The organism is Rhizobium sp. 9140 (genome assembly GCF_900067135.1).
In the GTDB taxonomy this organism is placed as follows: Bacteria; Pseudomonadota; Alphaproteobacteria; order Rhizobiales; family Rhizobiaceae; genus Ferranicluibacter.
The window spans coordinates 1,118,519-1,140,587 of the sequence record NZ_FJUR01000002.1 but is presented as its reverse complement, the minus strand read 5'-3'; the positions used below and the strand labels follow the sequence as shown (position 1 = coordinate 1,140,587).

General features: G+C 63.6%; 17 protein-coding genes, 4 pseudogenes and 1 other annotated feature. Of the genes and pseudogenes, 5 read left to right on the top strand and 16 right to left on the bottom strand.

The features are described from left to right. Window positions 1–44: 44 nt before the first annotated feature. From GA0004734_RS22755 to GA0004734_RS22745, 3 genes and pseudogenes are all read right to left on the bottom strand, one after another. Window positions 45–1,315 (bottom strand): annotated as a pseudogene (locus GA0004734_RS22755) (IS3 family transposase). Beyond that, window positions 876–990, bottom strand: a sequence feature (AL1L pseudoknot). (Overlaps the previous pseudogene by 115 nt.) A 114-nt stretch (window positions 1,316–1,429) precedes the next feature. Continuing rightward, on the bottom strand, window positions 1,430–2,026 hold the full coding sequence (locus GA0004734_RS22750; RefSeq protein ID WP_092938078.1) for a mobile mystery protein B: 597 nt from the start codon (window positions 2,024–2,026) through the stop codon (window positions 1,430–1,432). After that, window positions 2,023–2,484: a mobile mystery protein A gene (locus tag GA0004734_RS22745; RefSeq protein ID WP_092938076.1), complete on the bottom strand. Its 462-nt coding sequence runs from the start codon at window positions 2,482–2,484 to the stop codon at window positions 2,023–2,025. The genes GA0004734_RS22750 and GA0004734_RS22745 overlap by 4 nt, the downstream gene beginning before the upstream one ends. 273 nt (window positions 2,485–2,757) lie before the next feature. On the opposite strand from GA0004734_RS22745, the gene GA0004734_RS22740 reads away from it, so the two are divergent. The 5 genes and pseudogenes from GA0004734_RS22740 to GA0004734_RS22715 all read left to right on the top strand — a co-directional run. Beyond that, window positions 2,758–3,177, top strand: a complete 420-nt coding sequence (locus tag GA0004734_RS22740; protein WP_348626111.1) for a hypothetical protein — start codon at window positions 2,758–2,760, stop codon at window positions 3,175–3,177. Window positions 3,178–3,230: 53 nt separating this feature from the next. Beyond that, a pseudogene (locus tag GA0004734_RS22735) lies at window positions 3,231–3,437 on the top strand (helix-turn-helix domain-containing protein); the annotation flags it as partial. A gap of 91 nt (window positions 3,438–3,528) precedes the next feature. Continuing rightward, a pseudogene (locus GA0004734_RS22730) lies at window positions 3,529–4,233 on the top strand (IS3 family transposase); the annotation flags it as partial. A gap of 649 nt (window positions 4,234–4,882) precedes the next feature. Then, the gene (gene ltrA / locus GA0004734_RS22720; RefSeq protein WP_175386632.1) at window positions 4,883–6,412 is read left to right on the top strand and encodes a group II intron reverse transcriptase/maturase; all 1,530 of its coding nucleotides are present in this window, start codon (window positions 4,883–4,885) and stop codon (window positions 6,410–6,412) included. Between the two features lie 73 nt (window positions 6,413–6,485). Then, window positions 6,486–6,941, top strand: a pseudogene (locus GA0004734_RS22715) (IS3 family transposase); the annotation flags it as partial. Between the two features lie 230 nt (window positions 6,942–7,171). Here GA0004734_RS22715 and GA0004734_RS22710 read toward each other — a convergent pair. From GA0004734_RS22710 to GA0004734_RS22650, 13 genes are all read right to left on the bottom strand, one after another. Continuing rightward, entirely contained in the window at window positions 7,172–8,686 is a 1,515-nt protein-coding gene (locus GA0004734_RS22710; RefSeq protein WP_092938070.1) for an aldehyde dehydrogenase family protein, read from the bottom strand. Then, window positions 8,683–9,180: a (2Fe-2S)-binding protein gene (locus tag GA0004734_RS22705; RefSeq protein WP_092938068.1), complete on the bottom strand. Its 498-nt coding sequence runs from the start codon at window positions 9,178–9,180 to the stop codon at window positions 8,683–8,685. Before GA0004734_RS22705 ends, GA0004734_RS22710 begins: the two co-directional genes overlap by 4 nt. After that, window positions 9,177–12,368 (bottom strand): molybdopterin cofactor-binding domain-containing protein, encoded by a 3,192-nt coding sequence (locus tag GA0004734_RS22700; RefSeq protein ID WP_092938338.1) that lies wholly within the window; start codon window positions 12,366–12,368, stop codon window positions 9,177–9,179. Before GA0004734_RS22700 ends, GA0004734_RS22705 begins: the two co-directional genes overlap by 4 nt. 2 nt (window positions 12,369–12,370) lie before the next feature. Further along, window positions 12,371–13,162 carry a (2Fe-2S)-binding protein gene (locus GA0004734_RS22695; protein WP_092938336.1) on the bottom strand — a complete coding sequence of 264 codons (792 nt, stop codon included), beginning with the start codon at window positions 13,160–13,162 and terminating at the stop codon, window positions 12,371–12,373. A gap of 125 nt (window positions 13,163–13,287) precedes the next feature. Then, complete coding sequence (locus GA0004734_RS22690; RefSeq protein WP_092938066.1) at window positions 13,288–14,673, bottom strand: amidohydrolase family protein; 1,386 nt, start codon at window positions 14,671–14,673, stop codon at window positions 13,288–13,290. 41 nt (window positions 14,674–14,714) lie between these two features. After that, window positions 14,715–16,280 (bottom strand): GMC family oxidoreductase, encoded by a 1,566-nt coding sequence (locus GA0004734_RS22685; RefSeq protein WP_245292588.1) that lies wholly within the window; start codon window positions 16,278–16,280, stop codon window positions 14,715–14,717. Window positions 16,281–16,283: 3 nt separating this feature from the next. Beyond that, window positions 16,284–16,892 (bottom strand): thiamine pyrophosphate-dependent enzyme, encoded by a 609-nt coding sequence (locus GA0004734_RS22680; RefSeq protein ID WP_092938064.1) that lies wholly within the window; start codon window positions 16,890–16,892, stop codon window positions 16,284–16,286. Next, window positions 16,889–17,389: a thiamine pyrophosphate-binding protein gene (locus GA0004734_RS22675; protein WP_092938332.1), complete on the bottom strand. Its 501-nt coding sequence runs from the start codon at window positions 17,387–17,389 to the stop codon at window positions 16,889–16,891. Before GA0004734_RS22675 ends, GA0004734_RS22680 begins: the two co-directional genes overlap by 4 nt. A gap of 93 nt (window positions 17,390–17,482) precedes the next feature. Next, a complete protein-coding gene (locus GA0004734_RS22670; protein WP_092938062.1) occupies window positions 17,483–18,421 on the bottom strand; it encodes a LysR family transcriptional regulator in 939 nt (312 codons plus the stop codon). Beyond that, window positions 18,421–20,220, bottom strand: a complete 1,800-nt coding sequence (locus tag GA0004734_RS22665) for an adenine deaminase C-terminal domain-containing protein (RefSeq protein ID WP_092938060.1) — start codon at window positions 20,218–20,220, stop codon at window positions 18,421–18,423. Before GA0004734_RS22665 ends, GA0004734_RS22670 begins: the two co-directional genes overlap by 1 nt. Window positions 20,221–20,314: 94 nt before the next feature. After that, the gene (locus tag GA0004734_RS22660; protein WP_092938058.1) at window positions 20,315–20,947 is read right to left on the bottom strand and encodes a glutathione S-transferase family protein; all 633 of its coding nucleotides are present in this window, start codon (window positions 20,945–20,947) and stop codon (window positions 20,315–20,317) included. Further along, window positions 20,947–21,588: a Rieske (2Fe-2S) protein gene (locus tag GA0004734_RS22655; RefSeq protein WP_092938056.1), complete on the bottom strand. Its 642-nt coding sequence runs from the start codon at window positions 21,586–21,588 to the stop codon at window positions 20,947–20,949. Before GA0004734_RS22655 ends, GA0004734_RS22660 begins: the two co-directional genes overlap by 1 nt. Window positions 21,589–21,609: 21 nt before the next feature. Next, window positions 21,610–21,849: a hypothetical protein gene (locus GA0004734_RS22650; RefSeq protein ID WP_245292587.1), complete on the bottom strand. Its 240-nt coding sequence runs from the start codon at window positions 21,847–21,849 to the stop codon at window positions 21,610–21,612. Window positions 21,850–22,069: the final 220 nt, after the last annotated feature.

Below are 22,069 nucleotides of genomic sequence, written 5' to 3'. Positions count from 1 at the left end.
GCTTGTGAACCGCCCCGGCTAGACCGGAGACCGTTTGGTTTAAGTTACGCGGCCATGGCTGGTGCGTCCAGCATGGCATAGTATCGTTCTTCAGCCTCGGCAGGCGGAATGTTTCCGATGGGCTCCAGAAGGCGGCGGTTGTTGAACCAGTCGACCCATTCGAGCGTGGCGAACTCCACGGCTTCAAAGCTTCGCCACGGTCCCCGGCGATGGATGACCTCGGCCTTGTAAAGACCGTTGATCGTTTCGGCGAGAGCATTGTCGTAACTGTCGCCAACGCTTCTGACAGACGGCTCGATGCCCGCCTCCGCCAGCCGTTCGGAATAGCGAATAGACACATATTGCGAGCCGCGGTCGGAATGATGAACCAGCCCGCCGCGTTTGACAGGCCGCCGATCATGAAGCGCCTGGTCGAGGGCATCGAGCACAAAGCCCGCATGGGCCGTTCGGCTTGCCCGCCAACCGACGATACGGCGGGCGAAGGCATCAATGACAAAGGCCACGTAAACGAAGCCTTGCCAGGTCGCGACATAGGTGAAATCTGATAACCACAGCATGTTCGGCGCTGGAGCGAAGAACTGTCGGTTCACCCGGTCGAGCGGGCATGGAGCGGACTTGTCCGACACGGTGGTTTTGACTGGCTTGCCGCGAATGACGCCTTGAAGCCCCATCATTCTCATAAGCCGAGCGACGGTGCAGCAGGCGATGTCGTAACCTTCTCGCTGCAACTGCCGCCAGACTTTGCGCACGCCATAGACTTGGAAGTTCTCGTTGAACACCCGGCGTATCTCGACTTTCATGGCAATATCATTCCGTTCGCGGGCTGATAGGCGACCCACGTCCGTGCGCTTGGCGACGACTTCATAATAGGTGGACGGGGCAATCGGCAGCAGCCTGCAGATCGGCTCGACCCCGAGCACCGAGCGGTGTTCGTCGATGAAGGAAATCATCGCTTCAGTGGGCGGTCGAGCTCCCCTTGCCCGACAAGCGAATGCTTGCATTCGCTGAAAGGGGCCTGGGCAAAATACGCCGAGGCTTTGCGTAAAATCTCGTTCGCATGACGAAGCTCGCGGTTCTCCCGCTCCAGTGCCTTCATCTTCTCCGCCACGTCACTCGGCAAACCTGCACGCTTGCCGCTGTCGACCTCGGCCTTCTTCACCCATTCATGGAGGGTATGCGCCAAGCAGCCGATCTTGGCCGCTATCGATGATACCGCCGCCCAGCGCGATGAGTATTCAGCTTCATGTTCCGTTACCATCCGAACGGCGCGGGCGCGGACTTCAGGAGAAAATTTGTTCGTCGTTTTGCTTGTCATAGACCCTACTTCTCACGAGTTGGGGTCTCCGGCAAAGCCGGGGCGGTTCACAGGGCCGCCAATCGGGCGTCATGTGGCTACCGACCGTCTTTGTCACACTTGCGATGGGCCCTGTTAGCTGCGCGCGAATTCCAGAAGCGGAGCGACGTCATGATTGTCCGCCGCTCGTAGTGCGGCGACGTAGCGTCCTCGCAATTCGCCAACATTGGCCAGACTGCCGCCGCCCCAGGTAAAAGGATCACCGCCAAGCCGCTCGATCAGCAGGTCGGCTGCGAGACGTGCCTGCCGTCCATTTCCGTTCGGAAACGGGTGGATGGCGACGAGGCGATGATGGAATCTGATTGCTATCTCATCCGGTGGAAAGGTCTTGTGTTCAATCCAGTAACGGATGTCGCTCAATAAGCTCGCGAGCTCCATTCCAATACGATAAGCCTGAACGCCGATGTTGCGCTCCGTCGCCCGGAACGTGCCGGCCCATTGCCAGACGTCACCGAAACTTCGCTTATGTAGTGTCCGCATGAAGTCTTCGCTGAGCATCCGTTCGAGTGGCAAGCGCCGCCGGCCCCGCGCCCAAACCGCACCCTCGACGATGTTTTCCTCTTCCGCTTCGTTGAGGTCGCGGCGGTGAGTGATCCAGGTCTGGAGCAAACCCTCTCGTTCCTGCGGCTCAAGAGACGTCGCGTCTTCAGGTTCCTGGAAAAGATCTGTCATACTTCATTCCAGAGATCGCGCTCAGAGAGCCTGTCGCGGATGTATGCCTGGATGCGAGATTCGAAATTCGCATTTTCAGTGCCCTGGGCTTCCAAACGCATAGTGTGCGCGACGCGCTGGAGTTCGCGTGTTGCGATCTTGCGCGCCCGCGCCTCGACAACGGCTTCAAGCGAGCTGTTTGGAACGAGGGCATAGACGAGCGTGCAATCCAATGCCTCGGCGGCGCGACGCAGGGTATTGAGTTGGATTGTCCCGGCTGCTTCCGACTTTTCGATTGATTCAACTGTTTGCGGCCGGACTCCAATGCGCGCGCCCAGCTGCGTACCCGTCATGCCGAGGGCATCGCGTAGCGCTCGTACCCATCCCTTCGGCGGAGCCCTAAACCGATCAATTGGTTGGAGCGCCTGAAGTCTTTCGTCAAGCCGTCCCCGTGCTCTTTTGCGAGTGTCACTTTTCATATCTCAGCCTACAAACTGATATTTTGTTTATTTTATCAGCTTAGGGGCTGATAATCAAGCGCGTTATATCAGACTGTAAGCTGCATACGGTTCTTGTGATAGCAGCCTGTAGTCTGATTTCTATCCATTGGTATCAGTCCTTAGCCTGATCCGTGATCTGGAGAAAGCCGGGTGTGGGGCGCTCCACGACTTTAGCTCCAGCGCGCATTTCGTTTTGTTCCGGCTGAACAGCCGAGGGCGTGTGGCGGAAAGAAGCAGGGCGGAGCTGCAGCTGTGGCTCTCGGCATCATGGAGGCCGGAGCGCTGAAATCGGACCTTGTCGAAGCTTGTGAAAATCTCCGCATGGGCACCGCGCTGTTCGCCAAAGTCTGGCGGATTGTCATGAATTGGTATGGCGACCCGACGGCGAAGGAGGTGCTGCCACAGGTATTCAATGATGCGATCATCGCCTGGCAGACAGGATACTTCGAGGGAACGGCGGTGTTTCGGATCGAGGATCCGGGGAAGGCGAAAACCGCTCAGCCGGAACAGGTCTATCGCGAGGAAGTAGACACTGGTCAAGACCCTTCTGAGAAGCAGCTCTATCGTGACGCGCAGGCAGTTTCTGAGGCATCGGATGCCAACAAAGCCGGAATCTGTGTTCCGGCGTGCAAAATTGACCCCATTAGCGGGGTAATCGGCGTCCAATTTTGACCCCCTTCGGATTTATCTGACCATCCGTCTTTTGACGGCGGATGGAGAGGGAGTTGAAGCGAGTGGATACGATTGCGCGCGTCCGGCGGGCCTTTCATGTTCAAGGTTGGTCGATGAAGAAGATCGCCCGTGAACTGCATGTTTCCCGCAACACGGTCCGCAAGATATTGCGCAGCGACGAGACCGACTTCTCCTACGAGCGCGAGCGGCAGCCTTTGCCGAAGACGGGCGTTTGGAAGGCGGAGATCGAGCGGTTTCTTTGTAAGCAGAGGTGGCTCGGGAAATCTGCACAGCGTGGATAAGTGGAATTTCTGCCTGACTTCGGCTTAGATGCCGGGAACAGGAGATACCATGACGAGACGATCGCGCCGGAACCACAGCCCGGCTTTCAAGGCGAAGGTGGCGCTCGCCGCCATCCGAGGCGAGCAGACGCTGGTGGAATTATCCCAGCAGTTCGACGTGCATGCCAACCAGATCAAACAGTGGAAAGACCAGCTCCTTGAGGGAGCGACAGGCGTTTTCGGCGATGAATCGAAGACGGAACCGGCGGGTCCAACCGTCGATGTCAAAACACTGCACGCCAAAATCGGGGAGTTGACGCTGGAGAACGATTTTTTAGCCGGAGCGCTCGGCAAGGCGGGATTGCTGGGCGGAAAAAAATGATCGACCGCCAGCATGAGCTACCCGTCGTGCGCCAGGCGAAGCTTCTCGGCTTCAGCCGGGGCAGTGTCTATTATTCGCCGCGTCCGGTGTCTGACGGCGATCTGGCTCTGATGCGCCGGCGGACGAATGCTGCGCATTCGCTCGGGGATTGACGAGTTGCATCTCGACTACCCATTTGCCGGAAGTCGGATGTTGCAAGGGCTCTTGAAGGGAGAAGGGCTGGAGACTGGGCGGCTGCACGTCGCCACGCTGATGAAGAAGATGGGCATCGAGGCGATCTATCGCCGCCCAAACACCTCAAAACCAGCGCCTGGGCACAAAATCTATCCCTACCTCCTGCGCAAGCTGGCGGTCACCCGGCCTAACCAGGTCTGGGCGATGGACCTGACCTACAGTGCGCCTCGCCCCAATCGGGGAGGCATATGACTGGAATGCAAAGAGAAAGGAGGATGTGAAGACTTGCCTGCTCCCTGCTGCGAGGGGGCATGAGCCCAAGCGGCGGTGACCTGCCGTCAACTGGCAGGGTGACGTAGCCCGCAGGTAAAGGGGATTGAGGCGAAGCCGTTACGCCAAGATGGTTCCCGAGGCTGAAGTATTGGAAGGTTGAGGAACACGAACCGGTTAACCCGCATCTGAGGGCTGAAAGGTCGCCTTCGCCTACACGGCTTAACAGGCGAAATGCTGATGAAGCTGCCGGACACGTAAGTCGGCGGCATCCGAATACGGTCGTAGATGTATGTCGCCCGTATGGGGTCATGGGGAGAATGCAGCCAGACCATGACATCGGCATCGACTTGCGGAACGCAAGGGAAAAGACTGCGACCGGCAACCTCACCAATACGCTGACGTCCATCATATGAACGAGGGAAGGCATGATGGAATGACAACGAAGTATTGCGTCGCAAGGGAGTTGACCCTGATGTCCATCATGTTGGCGGAGTTCCCGTAGTAGTCCGGGATGGGGAAAGCCCATCACATGGCGAAGGGGAACAGTTCAAACTGCTTGAAGTGCAAACTATCTGACCAAGCGAGGTGAAGACCTTTGATAATCAGCGAAATGCAGCACAAGCTCGCAACATGGGCCGAGAGCGAGCCAAACCGACGGTTTGATCGTCTTCTTCGGTTGATTGCCAATCGGGAATGGCTTGCCGAGGCCGCTCGGATGGTTCTGGCGTCAAGCGGCGCACGAACGCCGGGTATCGACGGAATGGACAAGCAAAAACTGCAGGTCAAACTGGATCAGCATCTGGACGACCTGCGGGCAAGCCTGCTGGAGGAGACTTATTGCCCCCAGCCGGTCAAGCGCATCTATATCCCGAAACCCAACGGCAAGCTAAGACCACTGGGTATTCCGACCCTGACGGATCGCATTGTCCAACGCGCCATGCTGATGGCCATGGAGCCAATCTGGGAGAGCGATTTCCATCGTTTATCCTATGGCTTCCGGCCGGAACGGAGCGTGCATCATGCCGTCCGCACCGTGAGGATACAGCTTCAGGATGGTGCCGACACGACGAGGGGCCGCTGGATCATCGAAGGTGATCTGGCCAGCTACTTCGACACGGTCCATCACCGGCTGCTTCTGAAATGCGTGCGGCGAAGGGTGCTGGACGGACGGTTCGTTGATCTTCTCTATCGGTTCCTAAAGGCAGGCCACATCGACCGTGGCCTGTTTACGGCCTCAAGCGAGGGTGTCCCGCAAGGCGGCGTTCTGTCACCGCTCCTGTCCAACATCATGCTCCACGAGTTTGATGCCTGGTTGGAGGCGAAATATTTGAGCGACAAGGCTCGCAAGGACCGATGGGCATGGAACTTCGGCATCAAGCAGGGCCGCCCCATCACGGTTCGCGAGAACCGGCAATGGAAACCGGCCGTTGCCTATTGCCGATACGCTGACGACTTCGTCGTGATCGTAAAAGGAACCAGGGCTCAGGCAGAGGAAATCCGCGAGGAATGCCGGGCGTTTCTGGAAGGTGAGTTGAAGTTGGCGCTGAACATGGAAAAGACCCATGTGACACACGTCAATGACGGCTTCGTCTTTCTGGGACACCGGATCATTCGCAAGCGAGGGGCACACGGACGGATGTCCGTCGTCACGACGATACCCAAGGAAAAGGCCAAGGGGTTTGTTCGCAGACTTACCGAAACCCTTTCCGGCAATCATAGTGTCAGCACGGTCGACATGATCTCCAGCCTGAACCGCCAATTGGTGGGATGGGCGGCGTTCTACAAGTTCACCGACTTCACGGCGTACGTCTTCCGGCGCATCGACCATGTTGTGTTCTGGAAAATGGCGCATTGGCTGGGACACAAGTACCGATCCCGCATCAAACCCTTGATGCGGAAATGGGTCAGGGTCCCGGAACCGGGCAAGGCGAAAACCTGGCTCATGTTTGGTCGAAATGAACGCGGTAAACCCGTCGGAAAAGCGCTACACCGGCTTATCTCAAGCCCCAAGGCGCAATTCCGGTGGCGCAATCCGGAGGAAAACCCATACATCTTCCGGATCGAGAACCGCAGTACCGTCACGTCTCACTACCATGACGTTGCTATGGCCATGGGCCAAGCTTGAACGGAGAGCCGTATGCGCTGAAAGGTGCACGTACGGTTCGGGGAGGAGAAGCGCATCTGCGCTTCTTACTCCACTCTGGACCGCAGAAGGCTGGCTGTATGTCGCCGCTGTTATTGACCTGTTCTCACGCCGTGTCGTCGGCTGGTCGATGAATGCCAACATGACGGCCCAGCTCGTCACAGATGCGCTGATCATGGCGATCTGGCGTCGACGAAAACCAGATGCGCTCCTGCATCATTCCGATCAGGGAAGCCAATATACAAGCGAGCAGTTCCAGCGCCTCATGGGCGATCATGGCATCACCTGCTCGATGAGCCGCTCTGGAAATGTCTGGGACAACGCAGCGATGGAGAGCTTCTTCTCGTCACTGAAAACGGAGAGAACAGCTCGCAAGGTCTACAGGAGCAGGAACGACGCCAGAGCAGATGTGTTCGATTACATCGAGCGCTTCTACAATCCGAAGCGCCGCCACTCGACACTGGGCTATCTCAGCCCAAATGATTTGGAAACCAAGGTCGGATTAGCTTAACCTCGTGTCCGAAAAATCGGCCGCAGGCCAGATCGGCATTCCGGATCGGGTTTGATCCTCGTCTCAGTCATCCTTCTCGCTTGCATCTGAAAGGTGACGCTCCTGAAGGGATCAGACCCCGATCATCGATATCTGCTGCCAAACCTGGAACGTCTTTGCAAACGACCCGCGGCCGTCAAATCGATAACCACTCGAACCTGCCCTAGGCCCAAAGCTCCGGTCCGTTGGTATCACACCACCGCACACACCGTTTTTGTCTCGAGATAATTCTCCAGCCCCGGCGCGCCGTTCTCATAGCCCCAGCCGGATTGCTTGTGGCCGCCCTTGGGCAGTTCTGGGGAGAAATAGGAGTGGCAGTTGATCCAGACCGTGCCGGCGCGAATGGCGGCCGACAGGCGGTGGGCGGTACTGAGGTCGGCGGTCCAGACGCTGGCGGCAAGGCCATAGGGGGTGTCGTTGGCGAAGGCGAGCGCCTCACCTGCCTCATCGAACGGTGTAACGGCGACAACGGGACCAAAAATTTCCTCGCGCATCAGGGCCATATCCGGACGCACGCCGGTGACGACGGTCGGCGCATAGAAGGTCTGCTGCTCGCCGTCCTGCACCCCGCCTGCGACGATCTCCGCTCCGTCGGACACACCGCCGCGAACATAGCGCGCGACCCGGTCGGCCTGCTTCCGGTTGACCAGCGGCCCGAGGTCGGTCTCGGGGTCGAGGCCGTGGCCAAGACGCAGCCTGCCTGCCTCCCGCGCCAGCCCTTGGACCAACCGGTCGTAGACCGCGCGGTGGGCATAGACGCGCGAGCCGGCGACACAGACCTGCCCGGCATTGGCGAAGATGCCGCGGGCGATGCCGGGAACGGCGAGGTCCATGTCGGCGTCAGCCAAGACGATGGCCGGCGATTTGCCGCCCAGTTCCAGCGTGAGCTTTTTCAGATTGCCGCGCGCGGCCCCCACGATCAGCTTGCCGACTTCGGTCGAGCCGGTGAAGGCCACCTTGTCGACGTCCGGATGGGCGGCGAGCGCTGCGCCCGCGACCTCCCCGGAACCGGTGACAATGTTGACGACGCCGGACGGCAGTCCGGCCTCGATCATCAGTTCGCCGAGGCGAAGAGCCGTGAGCGAGGTTTCCTCAGCCGGCTTCAGAACCACGGTGCAACCGGCGGCAAGGGCTGGCGCGAGCTTCATCGCCGCCATCAGCAGCGGCGAATTCCACGGCGTGATGGCGGCTATCACGCCGATCGGCTCGCGTGTCGTATAGGCGAAGATCTTCTTGCCCGGCGGCTGGTAGGCAACCGAGGTGGGAATGGTGGTGCCGAGGATTTTCGTGGCAAAGCCCGCGAAATAGCGGAACTGTTCGGCCGAGGCCGGGATTTCACCGAAACGGCCGGTCTTCAGCGATTTGCCTTGGTCGAGCGTTTCAAGCTCCGACAGCGCATCCGCATTCGCCTCGATCAGATCGGCGATGCGCCAGAGCAGTTTTGCGCGTGCCGACGGCGTCATGCCGCGCCAGGCGTCGCTTTCGAAGGCGGCTCTCGCGGCCGAGACGGCCGCGTCCACATCCGATGCATTCGCTTCGCTCAGTTCCGCCAGAGGCTCGCCGGTTGCAGGATCATAGGTCGGAAACGTCGCGCCGCTGGAGGCCTCAACCCAGGTACCGCCGATCAGCAGGCGTTTGCGGGGTGTCGACAGAAAGGCCTTGGCGCCCTCGCTTTCGGGTTTGAACGGGCGAAGAATAAGGGTCATGGGGGATCTCCGGTCTCGCTTGCTGCGCCGGGACGCAGGCGGTTGGCGGCGGAAAGCGCGCCGCGCAGGATGGAATGATAGCCGGTGCAGCGACAGAGATTGCCCTCCAGCGCCGACAGAATCTCCGGCTCTCCCGCCTGTCGGTGGCTGAGGAACAGCGCAGTCAGCGCCATCAGGAAACCGGGCGCGCAATAGCCGCACTGGAAAGCGTTCTCCTCGATGAGCGCCGCCTTGACGATCCGGGCGGTCTCGAAGGCGTCGAGCCCTTCCGGCGAGACGATGTCGGCCCCCTCTAGCTGCCAGGCCATGACGAGACAGGCATTGACGGCCTGACCGTTCATCATCACCGTGCAGGCGCCGCAGCGCCCGATGCCGCAGGCGACCTTGGTGGCCGTCTGAAGGTACTGATCGCGCAGGATCTCCGAGAGCCGCGTCTCGGCCGGCGTGGCGATGGACCGCATCTCGCCGTTGAGGCGGAAGGCGAAGGTGCTCATACGCGTGCTCCGATCGCGTCCAGAAGGCCTTCCGGACAGAAGGGGACCGTCAGCGGCGTCTTGCCGGCGGTCTTGCCCGCGACCTGGCCGATGGCCTTTCCGACGGCGTTTGCGATGGCCGGGGTGATCGCACCGATCCCGAGTTCGCCGGCACCGCGCGGGCCGAGGCCGTCGCCGTCATCCAGGCCTTCCAGCGCGAAGACCGACATGCTGCGCGCCGTATCGCGGATGCCGGGCAGCATATAACTGTCGAGATTGGCGGTCACGTGAGAGCCGTCCAGCATCCGCGCGTCCTCGACCAGGGTGAAGCCCAGCCCCTGGATCGCCCCGCCCTCCATCTGCCCGAGATAGGCTGCGACGTCGAGAACCGGGCCTGCGGCCGTGTGCTGGTGGATATCGAGGACGCGGACCGCGCCCGTGATCCGGCTCACCGCCACGCGCACGATGCAGGCGCCGAAGGCGAAGATGTAACGGGCGTTGCCGGCCGTGTACTCCGTCTTTGGAAAGTCGAAGGCGACCGTGACGGACGGCCGTGCGTCGGGGACGAGCGCCTCGGCCAGGTCGCGGAAGCGCATCAGCAGCCGGCCACTGTTGCTGTGCCGGTCGGCGATGCCACCGGGTGCCAGTTTCAGGCCATCGGCGCGCCGGTCGAGCAGGCGGGCGGCGGCATCCGTCAGCCGGGTGGAAAACGCCGGACCCGCCAACCGCGCCGCCCGCCAGACGACATAGCCGCCGCGCGAGGCGCTGGTCGAGCCGGAATCGGGGGCAAGCGCCGTGTCGCCGGTGACGGGCAGGATATCGTCGCGGCTGCAGCCGAGCTCGGCGGACACGGCCGCCTGAACGGAGGTAAGCAGCCCCTGCCCCATCTCGTCCAGCCCGTAGGCCGCCTCGATCAGCCCGTCGGCGCGCAAGCGCAGGCGCCCGCCGGCCGGATCGGGCACCAGCGAGCCGAGCCCATTGCCCTGATAGTTCAGCGCCATGCCCGTGCCGATTACCTCCTCGCCATCTCCGGGTCCGGGATCGTCCCAAAGCGGGCTGGCGGCGGCGGCCTCCAGCATATCTGCGAGGCGCTCCGACGGGGCAACCGTCTGGCCGAGAAAACCGGGTGAGCCTTGGGCGCGCAGGTTCCGCCGGCGGATCTCTACTGGCGTCAGGCTGCAGAGCTCCGCCAGCGCATCCATCTGGCATTCGATCGCATAGGTCATCTGGTTGGCGCCGAAGCCGCGAAAGGCGCCGCAGACACCGTTATTGGTATAGGCAAGCCGCCCGCGTGTCGAAACATGCGGGATCACATAGGGACCGGCCACATGCTCAAGCGCGGTTTCCAGCACGCCGGGACCGAGCGAGGCGTAGGCGCCGGCATCGGCCAGCAGATCCACCTCCTGCGCGATCAGGCGCCCGGAGGCGTCGCAGGCGGTGCGCATGCGGATGATCATCGGATGACGCTTGATGCCGGATATTACCGACTCGGCCCGCGAAAGCTGGAGGCGCACCGGCTTGCCGGATTTGATCGCCAGCAAGGCCAGCGCCGGCTGCACCGTCAGCTCGTCCTTACCGCCGAAAGCGCCGCCGGTCGGGCTGGTGACGACGCGGATCGTTTCCTCCGGACGCCCGAGAATGCGCGCTAGCTGCAGCCGGTCGCGCGCGCCGTGCTGGCCGCCAACGAAGACGGCGAGCGATCCGTCCGGCTCGACACGCGCAAAGCCGCCTTCCGTTTCCATGAAACCATGCATCTGGCGCGAGGTCTCGTAGCGCCGCTCGACGACATGCGCCGCCGCCCCGAACCCGGCCACGACGTCGCCGCGCGAAAAATGCAGGATCCGCTGCAGGTTGCCGCCCGCATGGATCGCCGGGGCTGCGTCCGACAGCGCCTCTTCGGGGTCGGTCACGATGGGCAAGTCTTCGTAGTCCACCCGGATCAGCGCGAGCGCCGCCTCCGCCGTCGCCGCATCGACGGCCGCGACGGCGGCCACGGGATCGCCGACATAGCGCACCCTGTCGAAGCAGAAGGCAGGCTGGTCCTGTACCACGATGCCGAACGCATTCTCGCCGCGAATGTCGTGGTGCGTGACGACCGCCGCGACGCCGGGCAGCGCCTCGGCCGCGCTGGTATCGATCGACAGGATGCGCGCATGCGGGCGACCGGCCCTGAGAATCCGCCCGACCAGCATGCCTGGCTCCCGCCGGTCCGTGAGGTATGACAGGGTCCCAGACACCTTGGGTTCCATATCGGGCCGGACGTGCCAGCGGTGCGCCTGATCCTTTCGGGTCAGGCGGATTTCCGTTGACGTGCGCGGCGTCCCCAGTCCTGCCAATCTCTCGGGCACCAGACCCTCGTCCGGGCGGGACCGTCCGGCATCCCGCAAGCCCTGCACCAGCGCATTGGCCGCAACCATCCGCCTGTACCGCCCCGACCGGAACGCATCGTCCGGCGCATCGATCGCGGCGATCAGCGCGGAGCGCAGCGCCGGCCAGTCGATCCCGGCGGCATCCTGTCCTGTGAGCCGCCGCTCGATCTCATACAGCCTGCGCGGCACGACGATGCCGCCGCCGACCGCGAGGCGCGCCGCGACGACGGTGCCGTCATGGCAATCGAAACGTCCCGCGATACCGATGACGCTGGGCGTGAAGGCAGCGCGCAGGCCGATCTTGCGCTGCGTCCAGTGGCTCTGTGGATCCGGCACCGGCAGATGTACTGCCTCCAGCACCTCGGCCGGATCGGCCGGGCGGCGAAGCCAGCCGGACAGGGGCTCGCGCAAGCGCCCGTCTCTGCCCGTTACCTCAAGCGTCGCGTCCAGCGCCAGTAGCGCCGGCAGGAGGCAGCCGGTGCGGGCGACAATGTTGCCGCCGACCGTGGCAAGGTTGCGCACCGCAGGCCCGGCCACCGTGCGGGCGGCGGCTTGCAGCATCGGCAGGTGATGCGCCACGCGCTCGCTGGAGCAAAGAAGGCCGAGCGGCGACAACGCCCCGATCCGCAGGCCTGCCGCATCCCCCGTGATCCCCTTGAGGCCGGGAATGCGGCCGAGGTCGATCAGCCGTGCCGGTTTGGGCAGGCCGCGCGCCCACTCCAGTTGCAGCGCCGTGCCGCCGGCAACGAGACGCGCGTCGCCATGAAGCAGGTCGAGCGCGTCCTGAACGCTGGCCGGGTGCAGGACCTCGAGGGGACGGGAGTGCGGGCGATCGGCCATCGTCACCCTGCCCCGGCAACGGTGCCGAAGCGCAGGCCCTTTTCCTTCAGCCAGCGGCGATAAGCGATGGAGGAGGAATCGGCGCGGGTCGGAATTTCCCGCCGGGGCTCCATCGGCAGGAGCAGCGGGCGCTGGTTCTCTACGATGATGCGGTCCTGCAGGAAAATCACCTGCTCGAAATGCAGAAGCGAGGTCTGGGTGGAAGCGGTATCCACCAGATACATGACCGGCTGTGCCCGGCAGAGATCCTCCTCGATCGGCTGGATAAACAACGCGATGGCGTCGAGCCGGTCGGGGGCCGTGGGACAGACGCGGTAGAGCATGACCACGAAGGGCATCGGCACCCGGTAGGTTAGCTGCACGAAGCCACCCTCGCTCTCGGTGGCGGCGATGCGCGGCTGGAAGAAGGTGCAGTTGGTCGCCCACACCTCGTCCACGTCGCGGCGGATCTCGCTGAGGTAGCTCGGCACCTCCGTGTTCGGCTCGGCGCCCAGAATATCGGCATGGACGAAGGGGAAATGCGCCATGTCGAGAAAGTTCTCCACCACCCGCAAGCCGGAGGCACGCATTGTCACCCAGCCGCAGGGCACGAACCGGCGATCGGTCTCCAGCGCCTCCGAAATATCGAAAATGTCCCGACGCGGCGTGCCGAGCGTCGTCCACACGCAACCGTATTTCTCCCGCACCGGCAGCGGCGGGCCGGCAGGCGCCTCGCGGACGGTGACGCCATCGGCGCCGCGCGACACAATGATGTCCTGCCCGAGCAGACGGGTGAAAACGGGCGCGGTCCCCATGTCGGCCGCTGTTTCGACCGCATACCATTCATCGAGCGCTGCACTGTCGGTCGTCTTTGCCACCTGTCTCGCTCCATTGCCCTTTGCCGGTGTTCGGAATGCTCCGCAACCGGCGGCCGGTCCCGTCATTGCCCCGCTTTCGTCCACTGCGCCGTGCCTTCGCTGTTCTCCGCGAGCCAGGCTGCACGGCGGGCGAAATGGGGTGGAGCGAGGCGGTGGATGTCGGCGATGATGTGGTCGAGGTCGGCGGTTTTCAGCACACCGTCCTCAGCCAGGATCCTGCCGTCCACCATGGTCAGGCGGACATCGCCGCCGCGCACGGCGTGGACCAGATTGTGCTGCAGGTTGAAATAGGGACCGTCGGAAAAGACCGGCGTCATGCGCGGCGTGTCGGTGCGCACGGCGATCAGGTCGGCGCGCTTGCCGGCTTCCAGCGATCCGATCTCGTGGTCAAGCCCAATGGCCCGCGCGCCAGTGATCGTCGCCATGCGCAGCACGTCCCAGCTGTCCATCGCGGCGGCGTCGAGGTCTTTCAGCTTGCCGAGGAGGGAGGTCACCTTCATCTCCTCGAACATATCGAAATTGTTGTTCTCCTTCTCGCCGTCCGTGCCGATGCCGACCGGCACGCCCGCGGCGAGCATATCGGCCACCAGCGCGATGCCGCTTGCCAGCTTCATATTGCTCACCGGATTGTGGGCGACGGAGACGGCATGGTTCGAGATCAGGTCGATTTCGGACGCATCGAGCCAGACGCCGTGGGCGATCATGGTGCGCGGCGCCTCGAAGAAGCCGAGCTCCTTCAGGGCGAACATCGGGCGCTTGCCATAACGCCTGTCGAATTCCGCAAGCTCGATCTGTGCCTCGCTGCAATGGGTGTGGAAACCGGTATCGTAGCGTTTCGCAAGGTCGATGGCGCGCTGCTGGCCGGCTTCGTCCGCATAGAACAGATGCTCCAGCCCGACCCAGACATTGACGCGGCCGCCGGCCTTGCGGTGCCATGTCTGAAGCATAGCCTCATTCATATCGAGCGTGTCGAAATAGTCGTAATCCGGGTGTTCGCCGACATAGGGAACCGCCACCAGCCGGTTACCGACGATCTCCGCCGCACGCGCACTTCCCTCCATGAAGCGCCACATGTCGACCACTGTCGTCGTGCCGCCGAGCACGGATTCCGCGTAGCAGAGAAAGGAAGCCGCCTCGGCTTCCTCCGGGCGCAGCATGCGGTGCATGGGGTTGATGTGCAGGGTCAGCCAGTCCCAGACCGGCAGATGTTCGGCGGTCCCGCGGAGAAATCCGGAATGGGCGTGCGCATTGACGAGGCCGGGCATCAGCAGGCAGTTCGTCATCCTCTTGACCGGCACCTGGGCGTTGACGGCTGTCAACGTATCCACCGGCCCTACGGCCAGGATGCGGCCGTCCTCGATCAACACGGCGCCACCCGCAATCACTCTGTTTGCGGCGTCCATGGTCAGGAGCGTGTCGCCGGCGATGATCTGCTTGTCCGTTGCCATTCTCTGTCCCGTTCCGGTTGAGGGTCTGTCAGTCATGGGTCTCACGCCGCTCGCAGCAGAAAGTCGGCCGCGCGTTCGCCGATCATCGTGACCGGTGCATGGGTGTTGCAGGTGGGAATGATCGGGATCACCGAGGCATCCGCGATGGTCAGGCCCTCGACGCCCCGCACCCGCAGGCGGCCGTCCGTCACCGCCATCTCGCCCGCGCCCATGGCGCAGGTGCCGCAGACGTGGAAGAAGGTCGAGCAGGCATTGCGGATATAAGCGACGATCTCGCGGCGAGAGAGCCTTGGGATCGGCGCGAGATGGCCACCGAACCAGTCGGCATAGGCGCGGGTCTGCACGAGGTCCAACACGGTTTCCACCGAGATGACCAGCGCATCGAGATCGGCCTGTTCAGCCAGGTAATTCGGCTGGATCTCCATCCGAGCGCCGGGCTCGGCACCGAGCAACCGCAGATGACCGATGCTTTTGGAACGCATCAGGCCGCAGCCGATGGAGAAGACCTCGCCGGAGAGGTCGTGAAGCTCACGAATGCGCGCCTCCGCACCGTTGCCCTGGATCGGAAAGGCATGAAGGTCCGCCTGCGGCAGGGCGGCCGACGATTTCCAGTTGATCATGGTCCCGCCGCCATTGCCGACGACCGGCCCCAGCGGTTGCCTCGCCCGGAACACGCAGGACTGGACCAGCGGATGATCCTGCAAATTGCGCCCGACGCCGGGCAGCGCGGCGAGGACATCCACGCCGAGCCGGGAGAGCTCCGCCGGATCGCCGATGCCCGATTGCATGAGGAGGCGCGGCGTGTCGATGGCGCCGAGTGCGAGTACGACCTGCTTGGTGGCGCGCGTCTCGCACAGGCGCCCTTCGACCAGATGATGAACGCCGACGCAGCGGCCGTGCGCGAAGCCGAGACGGACCGCGAGCGACCCGGTCAGCACCGTCAGGCGCGGGTGCGCAAGGATCGGCCGGAGATAGCCCGTCGCCGAACTCCAGCGCTTGCCGCCCGAAATATTGAAATTGGCGATCGCCGCCCCTTCGTTATCAGGCCCGTTCGGATCGTCGATGACCGGAATGCCGAGCTCCGCCGCGCCGCCCAGCATAGCGCCGGCGACCGGATGAACGGGCGCGCCGCGCTCGATGCGCAGGGGGCCTCCAGCGCCTCGCAGCGCTGTCTCGCCGTCCTCCCAGTCCTCCGCGCGCTTGAAGAAGGGCAGCACCTCGGCAAAGGACCAACCCTCGCATCCGGCCTCTTCCCACGCGTCGTAGTCCATCGGATGGCCGCGATACCACATCATGGCATTGATCGCCGACGAGCCACCCAGCACCTTGCCGCGCGGAATGCCGATCGTCCGCCCGTTCACCCGGTCCGTCGGCGCGTAATCGTAACCCCAGTCGTAGGTGCCACGCCCCAGCGGCGCCCAGGCGGCGGGATCGTCCAGCGCCGCGACATCGAAACCGGCCTGCCCGGCCTCGATCAGGAGCACGGTCGCATCCGACCCCTCGACCAGCCGGCGCGCCACGGCACAGCCGCCCGAACCCGAGCCGACGACGATATAGTCGTAAGCGGGAGCAAGCGTGCGGACGAGCATGATGGTCGGGTGCGCCATGGTCTAGTTGTGCTCGCTCGGCCCCATGATGACCACGCTTTCGCTGGCCTCCACATGGCGCACGAAGATATACTTGTCCTCACGCCCGTCGCTATGCTTGCGCCGGATGTCCGGCTGCACGCTGCCGGCCACCTTGGCGACGACCAGATAGGGCACGTCGGAAGACAGGCCGGCCTGGCAATGGGCGTCGAATTCTTCCACCGTTCGGGCGGTAAACGCATTGTCCACGCCGCAGCCGCGCGCGATGGCGGCGATGTCGACGCGGCCGAAGGCCGTGTGAGTCGGAGGGCCGCCGATCGACTGGTAGCACTCGTTGTCCCAGACGACGACGAACAGGTTCTTCGGCTGCTCGTTGCCGAGGGTCGCCAGAATGCCGAGGTTGAACATCATGCCACCATCGGTATCGAGCGAGACCACCCGCCGGTGCGGCAGGCCGGCGGCGAGCCCGAAGGCCTGCGGCGTGACGCAGCCGAGCTGCTGCTGGAACAGGCTCGCCGTGCGCATGTGCGGGGCGGCATTGTACCACTCGTCGACGCTGCCGCCGAGCGACAGGATTACCAATTCGTCCTTCAGCCGGGCGGCAAGCGCCGTCATGCAGTCGAAACGCTTCATCGCACGATCTCCCCGCCAAGCGCGATCGCCGAATGGTAGTAACCGGCATAGGACCAATGATAGGCATCGACGATCGCCCGCTCGATGGCGTCTTCCTCGCGCACCACGCGGAAGGGAATGCGCAGCGCGTCAAGCACCGGCTCCATGGTGATGCCGTGGGGGATCGCCCACCAGTTGTTCTCGCCCAACTCGCCGCGATAGCTCATGAGCATGACGACCGGAATGCCGGCTCCCAGACCCATGCGGGCGAGCGGTTCGACGGCGGCGCGCAGGCCGGAATTTTCCATCACCAGCGCGGCGCGCTTGCCCGACAGGAATACGCCGCCGCAGATGGCCGCGCCCTCGCCCTCGTTGGTGACGCGGATGGTGCGGATGTCGGGGTCGGCGTCAAGCGCCGGGTAGAGTTCCTTGAACAGCGAGTCCGGCAGATAGCAGACGATGCTGACGCCCGCCTTCTTCAACCCACGGATCACCGCATCGACGGCCGATTGCTTCATGATGCATCCTTTCGAGAGGAGTAGGGTGGCAAGAACGCGGTGTTCCGAATAGTCCTTGATTTCGTTACGAAGCGGTGCGCTCAACGCAACATCTCACCCAGCTTCCCCGGTGGCGTCGCGCAGGCGGTCGAGATGTCCTCCGAGCACGCGGCCGAGCGCAGAGGAGGCCGGCGACATTTCCTTTTCGGTGCGCGAAAGCAGCATGAGCTTGCGCAGCGACAGCTTCGGATCGCGCAGCGGCACGAAGCCCAGGGTGCTCTCGGCAATATCCTGCTCGATGCCGACGCGGGTCTGGAGCACGAGCCCGAGATCGCGCTTGGCAAGGTCCGTCATCAGCGCAATGGAATTGGTGCGGGCGCGCTGGTTCAACTCGGCAAAGGTGCGCCCGAAGGCCTCCTCCACCCAGGCGCCGAGCGTCAGGCTCGCATCCGACAGGATCACACGCTCGCCGGCGAGGTCGGACATGCGCAGGTCGGCCTTTCCGGCCAGCCGGTGGTTGGGCCGGGTGACCACGCCGAGCGGCAGCGACACCATGCCGATACGGCGCACATTGCGCGGCACCCGGATATCGAAGACGAGGCCGAGATCGCATTCGCCTTCGGCCACGGCATTGGCCACCTGCTGAGAACTCATCACCCGCACATCGACGGCGATGCCGGGATGCGATCGCCAGAAGGCCTCGAGCGCCTCCGGCATCAGCCCGCGCGACACGCTTTCGATAATCGCCACCGACACCGTACCCCGATGCAGGCCATGCAGTTCGTTGATCTCGTTGCAGGCGCGGTCGAGCTCGGAAAAGCTCTGGCGGGCGTGGTAGAGCATCAACTCGCCGGCGCTCGTCAACTTCAGCCGCTGGCGCACCCGCTCGAACAGCGGCAGGCCGAGTTCCTCTTCCAGCTGCTTGATGATGCGGCTGACCGAGGAGGGCGCGACATTGAGCATCTGGGCGGCTTGCCGCATCGAGCCCAGCCGTGCCACCAGCTGGAAATAATGGATACGGATGGCGACGAGGCCGAGCCGGTAGGGGTCCATTAGACCGGCTCGAACAGAGGCTGCAGCGCCATCTGCGGCACCAGTACATTGCCCTTGTCGGTGATGCGGATTTCCGGAATGACCGACAAGGGAATGAGGTTGAAACCCATATAGGGAATGGTGCAGCCGGCCTTTTCCCATTCTATTTTCAGACGTTTCACCTCTTCCGCCACCGCATGGACACGCTTATCGGAGAGAAGCCCCGCGACCGGCAGTTCCACCATGGCGGTCACCACCCCGTCCATGACGACGCAGACCCCGCCCTGCACAGCCGCAATCGCGTCCAGCGCCACCTGCATGTCGGCCTCGCTGGCACCGGCGACGATGATGTTGTGGCTGTCATGGCCGACCGAGGAGGCGACCGCACCACGCTTGAGGCTGAAATTGCTGAGCAGGCCATGACCGACATTCCCGTCCGATTTGCCGTGCCGCTCCACCACGGTGACGAAGCAGAGGCCATGGCGGTCGAAATGGGACTGCCAGTCGTTGGCGGGTTCGAGTTCGACGGGGACATGGCCGAGCATGATGCCGGGCAGTTCCGTGCGGATCGTGTGGGCGATCACCGTCTCGGTCGGCAGATCGGGCGTGAGCTTCAGGCCCTTGGGCAGTTTCACGGTGCTATAGGCGGCGTCCGGATAGCGGTAGGGGCGCGACAGGGTCTCCTCCAGCACGGGGGTGATCGACCGCTGGTCGACCACCAGTTCGCCGCCATACCAGGTGCTGATCGGGGCGAGATCGTCGCTCAGAAGCACGAGGTCGGCGCGGCGCCCGCCGCCCATGCCGCCGATCTCGCCGTCCATGCCGAAGCGGGTGGCGCCATGCAGCGAGCCCATCGACCAGGCCTGTTCGGGCGTCATGCCGGCCTTCACCGCTTCGCGCACCACCCAGTCGAGCCCGAAGTACAGGAGGTCGTCGGCATCACGGTCGTCGGTGCAGACGGCGACGCGTTTGTGGGACGCGCCAAGCTCGGTGATAGCGCGGATCGCATGCGGCAGGGAGTGCCAGGCGGTGGTCGGCGGGCCGCCGCGCAGGAACAGCCATAACCCGGCCTCCAGCAAGTCGTCGGCGATCTCCCGGTCGATGGCTTCGTGGGTGTCGGTGACACCGGAGGCGGCATAGGCGGCGACGAATTCGCGGCCATAGACATGGCCGGAGACCGGCCGGCCGCGCGAGAGCGCCGCCGCCAGGATGGCATGGGCGCGCTCGTCGCCCATGGCGACGGGCACGAAATCCATCTTCTCGCCGAGGGCCACAGCTTCCGGCCATGCATCGAACAGCGCGGCGATCTTGCCCGGCGTCAGGTCGCCGCCGGCGGTTTCAAGCTCGGGCGAAGTGGCGGGAACCGTGCTCGGAACGGTGAGGAAGATCGACAAGGGCGCATGGCGCGCATCCTCCAGCATCGCCTCCACACCCGCCACGTCCATGACATTACCGATCTCGTGGCTGTCGCAGAAGATCGTCGTCGTGCCGTTGAGAAGCGCCGCCTCGGCATAGGCGCAGGCCGTGACCATGCTGGATTCGATATGGATATGCGGATCGACCAGCCCCGGCGCGAGAATGCCGCCCCGCGCATCGTAACGCCTCGCCGCGCCTTTGTGACTTCCCGCGGGTTTGATGGCGGCGATGCGTCCACCCGAGATCCAGATCTCCCGCTCGGGCAGGATCCGCTCGGAATACGTGGAGAGCACCCGCGCATCCCCGATGACGAGATCGGGATCGCGGCGCCCGGACGCGACATCGGCAAGTCTGCGCGTCATTGTGGAGAGTGGCTGGACAGAAAAGCGGGTGAGAGGCTGCATGGCGATCTCCGGGAACGGGTTGAGATGAGCGTGACGGGTTGGTCTGTCTGTCTTTTCTCCCGCAGAACCGGCCGATCCTCACGATCGTCCAGCCCTAATGATAATCCGGGATGCCCGGCATCGTGATGAAGCCGTCGAGCGCGCGGACGCGGCGTATCCAGCGGCGCAAGGCGGGGAACGCGTCATGATCGATGCCGTAGTCGCGGCTGAGGGCAAAAGAGGGAAAGAGGGCGATGTCGGCAAGGGTGGCCCCATCGCCACAGAACCAGTCCTGCCCGTCGAAATGCCGCATCGTCATGTGGTCGTCCATGGTACGGAATGCCGCGCGTGCACGTCGACGCAAGGCGTCCGCATCGCCGGGAGTTGCGAACATCGCGTTCAGCCGCGCCTGGAACGCCGGTGCGAGCGCGGTTTCGGAAAAGCCGAGCCAAGTAACGACGGCGCCGAATTCGGCCGGCGCCTCCGGCAGAAAGCGGCTCGCCGGGTCGTAGGCCTTGGCAAGATACATCAGGATCGCTGCCGTGCCGTGCAGAACAAGCCCGTCGTGTTTGAGAACCGGCAGCGTGCCCTGCGGATTGAGCGCCAGCATGGTCGGCTTCACATGCTCCTGCCCGGGAAACATATCGACTGCGACCGGATCGACGTCGCGCCGGAGCAACGACAGCAGCAGGCGGACGCGATAGCTCGCCTCGTCCAGTTCGTAATGGTAGAGCGTCGGCTGCGCCATCAGGCCACCTCGCTCGTGGTTTCCAGCCGGAAGCGCAACGCTTCCGCCCAGCGCGCATGATGCTTCTGCCGCGCGACCGGATGGGGCTCCGCGCCGAGGAGGACGACATGGGCGCATGTGCGTTCAGAAATGACCGCCTGCACAGCCACCAACAGCGTGTCTCCATCCACTGTGATTACCGCCGCGGGACCTTCGAGCCCCAATACCGCCAAGACAGCGGACGCTGCACAGTCGATCGAGATGCTACGCACCGGGGCGAAGCCTTTATCCGCCCCAAAATCCGGCAGAAGCGCATCCGCAGAGGCGGTCGCCCAGACGATGCCGTATGTTTCCGCGACCCGGTAGAGCGGTACCTTGATGGTCTGCGGCACGTCGAGCTTCGGATGGGCCGGGATATAGCGACACTGTCCGGCCGCGTCGTACTGCCAGCCGTGGTAAAGACAGGCGATGTGGTCGCCGCGCACGAAGCCGAACGACAGGCGCATGCCGCGATGCGGGCAGCGATCCTCCCAGACATGCGCCGTGCCGCCGGTGTCGCGCCAGACGACGATCTCGCTGCCGAAGACGACGGTGCCCGCCGAGGTTCCCGCCTCGATCGACGACGACAGGGCGACCGGCACCCACCCCTCTTCCAGTTTCATGTGCCGCTCCCGTTCATGCGCTCAACTCCGTTCGACATCGAGGACGATGCAATCTTCAGGCCCGAGGCTGCAGGCCATTTCGAAGGCATCGACGAGGTCGTCCTGACCCCGGACGCGGAAGGTGGCCGCATCCGCATCGCAGGCGCCGACATCGATCTCGATATCCAGCCGCCGGGCGCGGTGCAGCGCGAATTCGGTGAAACTTCCGCACACCATCCGCCCGCGAAACGTAAACCGCGCCGCAGTGCTCACCTCCGACATCGGCGTCCCATCCCTTGCAAAACCAATCCTCGAAGCCCCAAATTTCACCAGACTGCATAAAAAGATTGCACGTCTTTCTTTTGGGCATTCTAGGCATTTTTCGCCGCAGTATTCAAGTCGCCCGCACCGATCCGGTGTTGCCTTTTACACATCGGCCTTGCTGTGAAAAACTCGTTGATACCGAACAACCCTGCCTCTTGAGGCTGGGTTTCCCAACGCC

Coding starts and splice junctions, on each gene's coding strand:
- GA0004734_RS22745 (WP_092938076.1), bottom strand. CDS start 2,484: ATGAAAAGTGACACTCGCAAAAGAGCACGGGGACGGCTTGACGAAAGA.
- GA0004734_RS22650 (WP_245292587.1), bottom strand. CDS start 21,849: ATGTCGGAGGTGAGCACTGCGGCGCGGTTTACGTTTCGCGGGCGGATG.
- GA0004734_RS22750 (WP_092938078.1), bottom strand. CDS start 2,026: ATGACAGATCTTTTCCAGGAACCTGAAGACGCGACGTCTCTTGAGCCG.
- GA0004734_RS22700 (WP_092938338.1), bottom strand. CDS start 12,368: ATGGCCGATCGCCCGCACTCCCGTCCCCTCGAGGTCCTGCACCCGGCC.
- GA0004734_RS22665 (WP_092938060.1), bottom strand. CDS start 20,220: ATGCAGCCTCTCACCCGCTTTTCTGTCCAGCCACTCTCCACAATGACG.
- GA0004734_RS22655 (WP_092938056.1), bottom strand. CDS start 21,588: ATGAAACTGGAAGAGGGGTGGGTGCCGGTCGCCCTGTCGTCGTCGATC.
- GA0004734_RS22695 (WP_092938336.1), bottom strand. CDS start 13,162: ATGGGGACCGCGCCCGTTTTCACCCGTCTGCTCGGGCAGGACATCATT.
- GA0004734_RS22675 (WP_092938332.1), bottom strand. CDS start 17,389: ATGAAGCAATCGGCCGTCGATGCGGTGATCCGTGGGTTGAAGAAGGCG.
- GA0004734_RS22705 (WP_092938068.1), bottom strand. CDS start 9,180: ATGAGCACCTTCGCCTTCCGCCTCAACGGCGAGATGCGGTCCATCGCC.
- GA0004734_RS22685 (WP_245292588.1), bottom strand. CDS start 16,280: ATGGCGCACCCGACCATCATGCTCGTCCGCACGCTTGCTCCCGCTTAC.
- GA0004734_RS22710 (WP_092938070.1), bottom strand. CDS start 8,686: ATGACCCTTATTCTTCGCCCGTTCAAACCCGAAAGCGAGGGCGCCAAG.
- GA0004734_RS22680 (WP_092938064.1), bottom strand. CDS start 16,892: ATGAAGCGTTTCGACTGCATGACGGCGCTTGCCGCCCGGCTGAAGGAC.
- GA0004734_RS22670 (WP_092938062.1), bottom strand. CDS start 18,421: ATGGACCCCTACCGGCTCGGCCTCGTCGCCATCCGTATCCATTATTTC.
- GA0004734_RS22690 (WP_092938066.1), bottom strand. CDS start 14,673: ATGGCAACGGACAAGCAGATCATCGCCGGCGACACGCTCCTGACCATG.
- GA0004734_RS22660 (WP_092938058.1), bottom strand. CDS start 20,947: ATGGCGCAGCCGACGCTCTACCATTACGAACTGGACGAGGCGAGCTAT.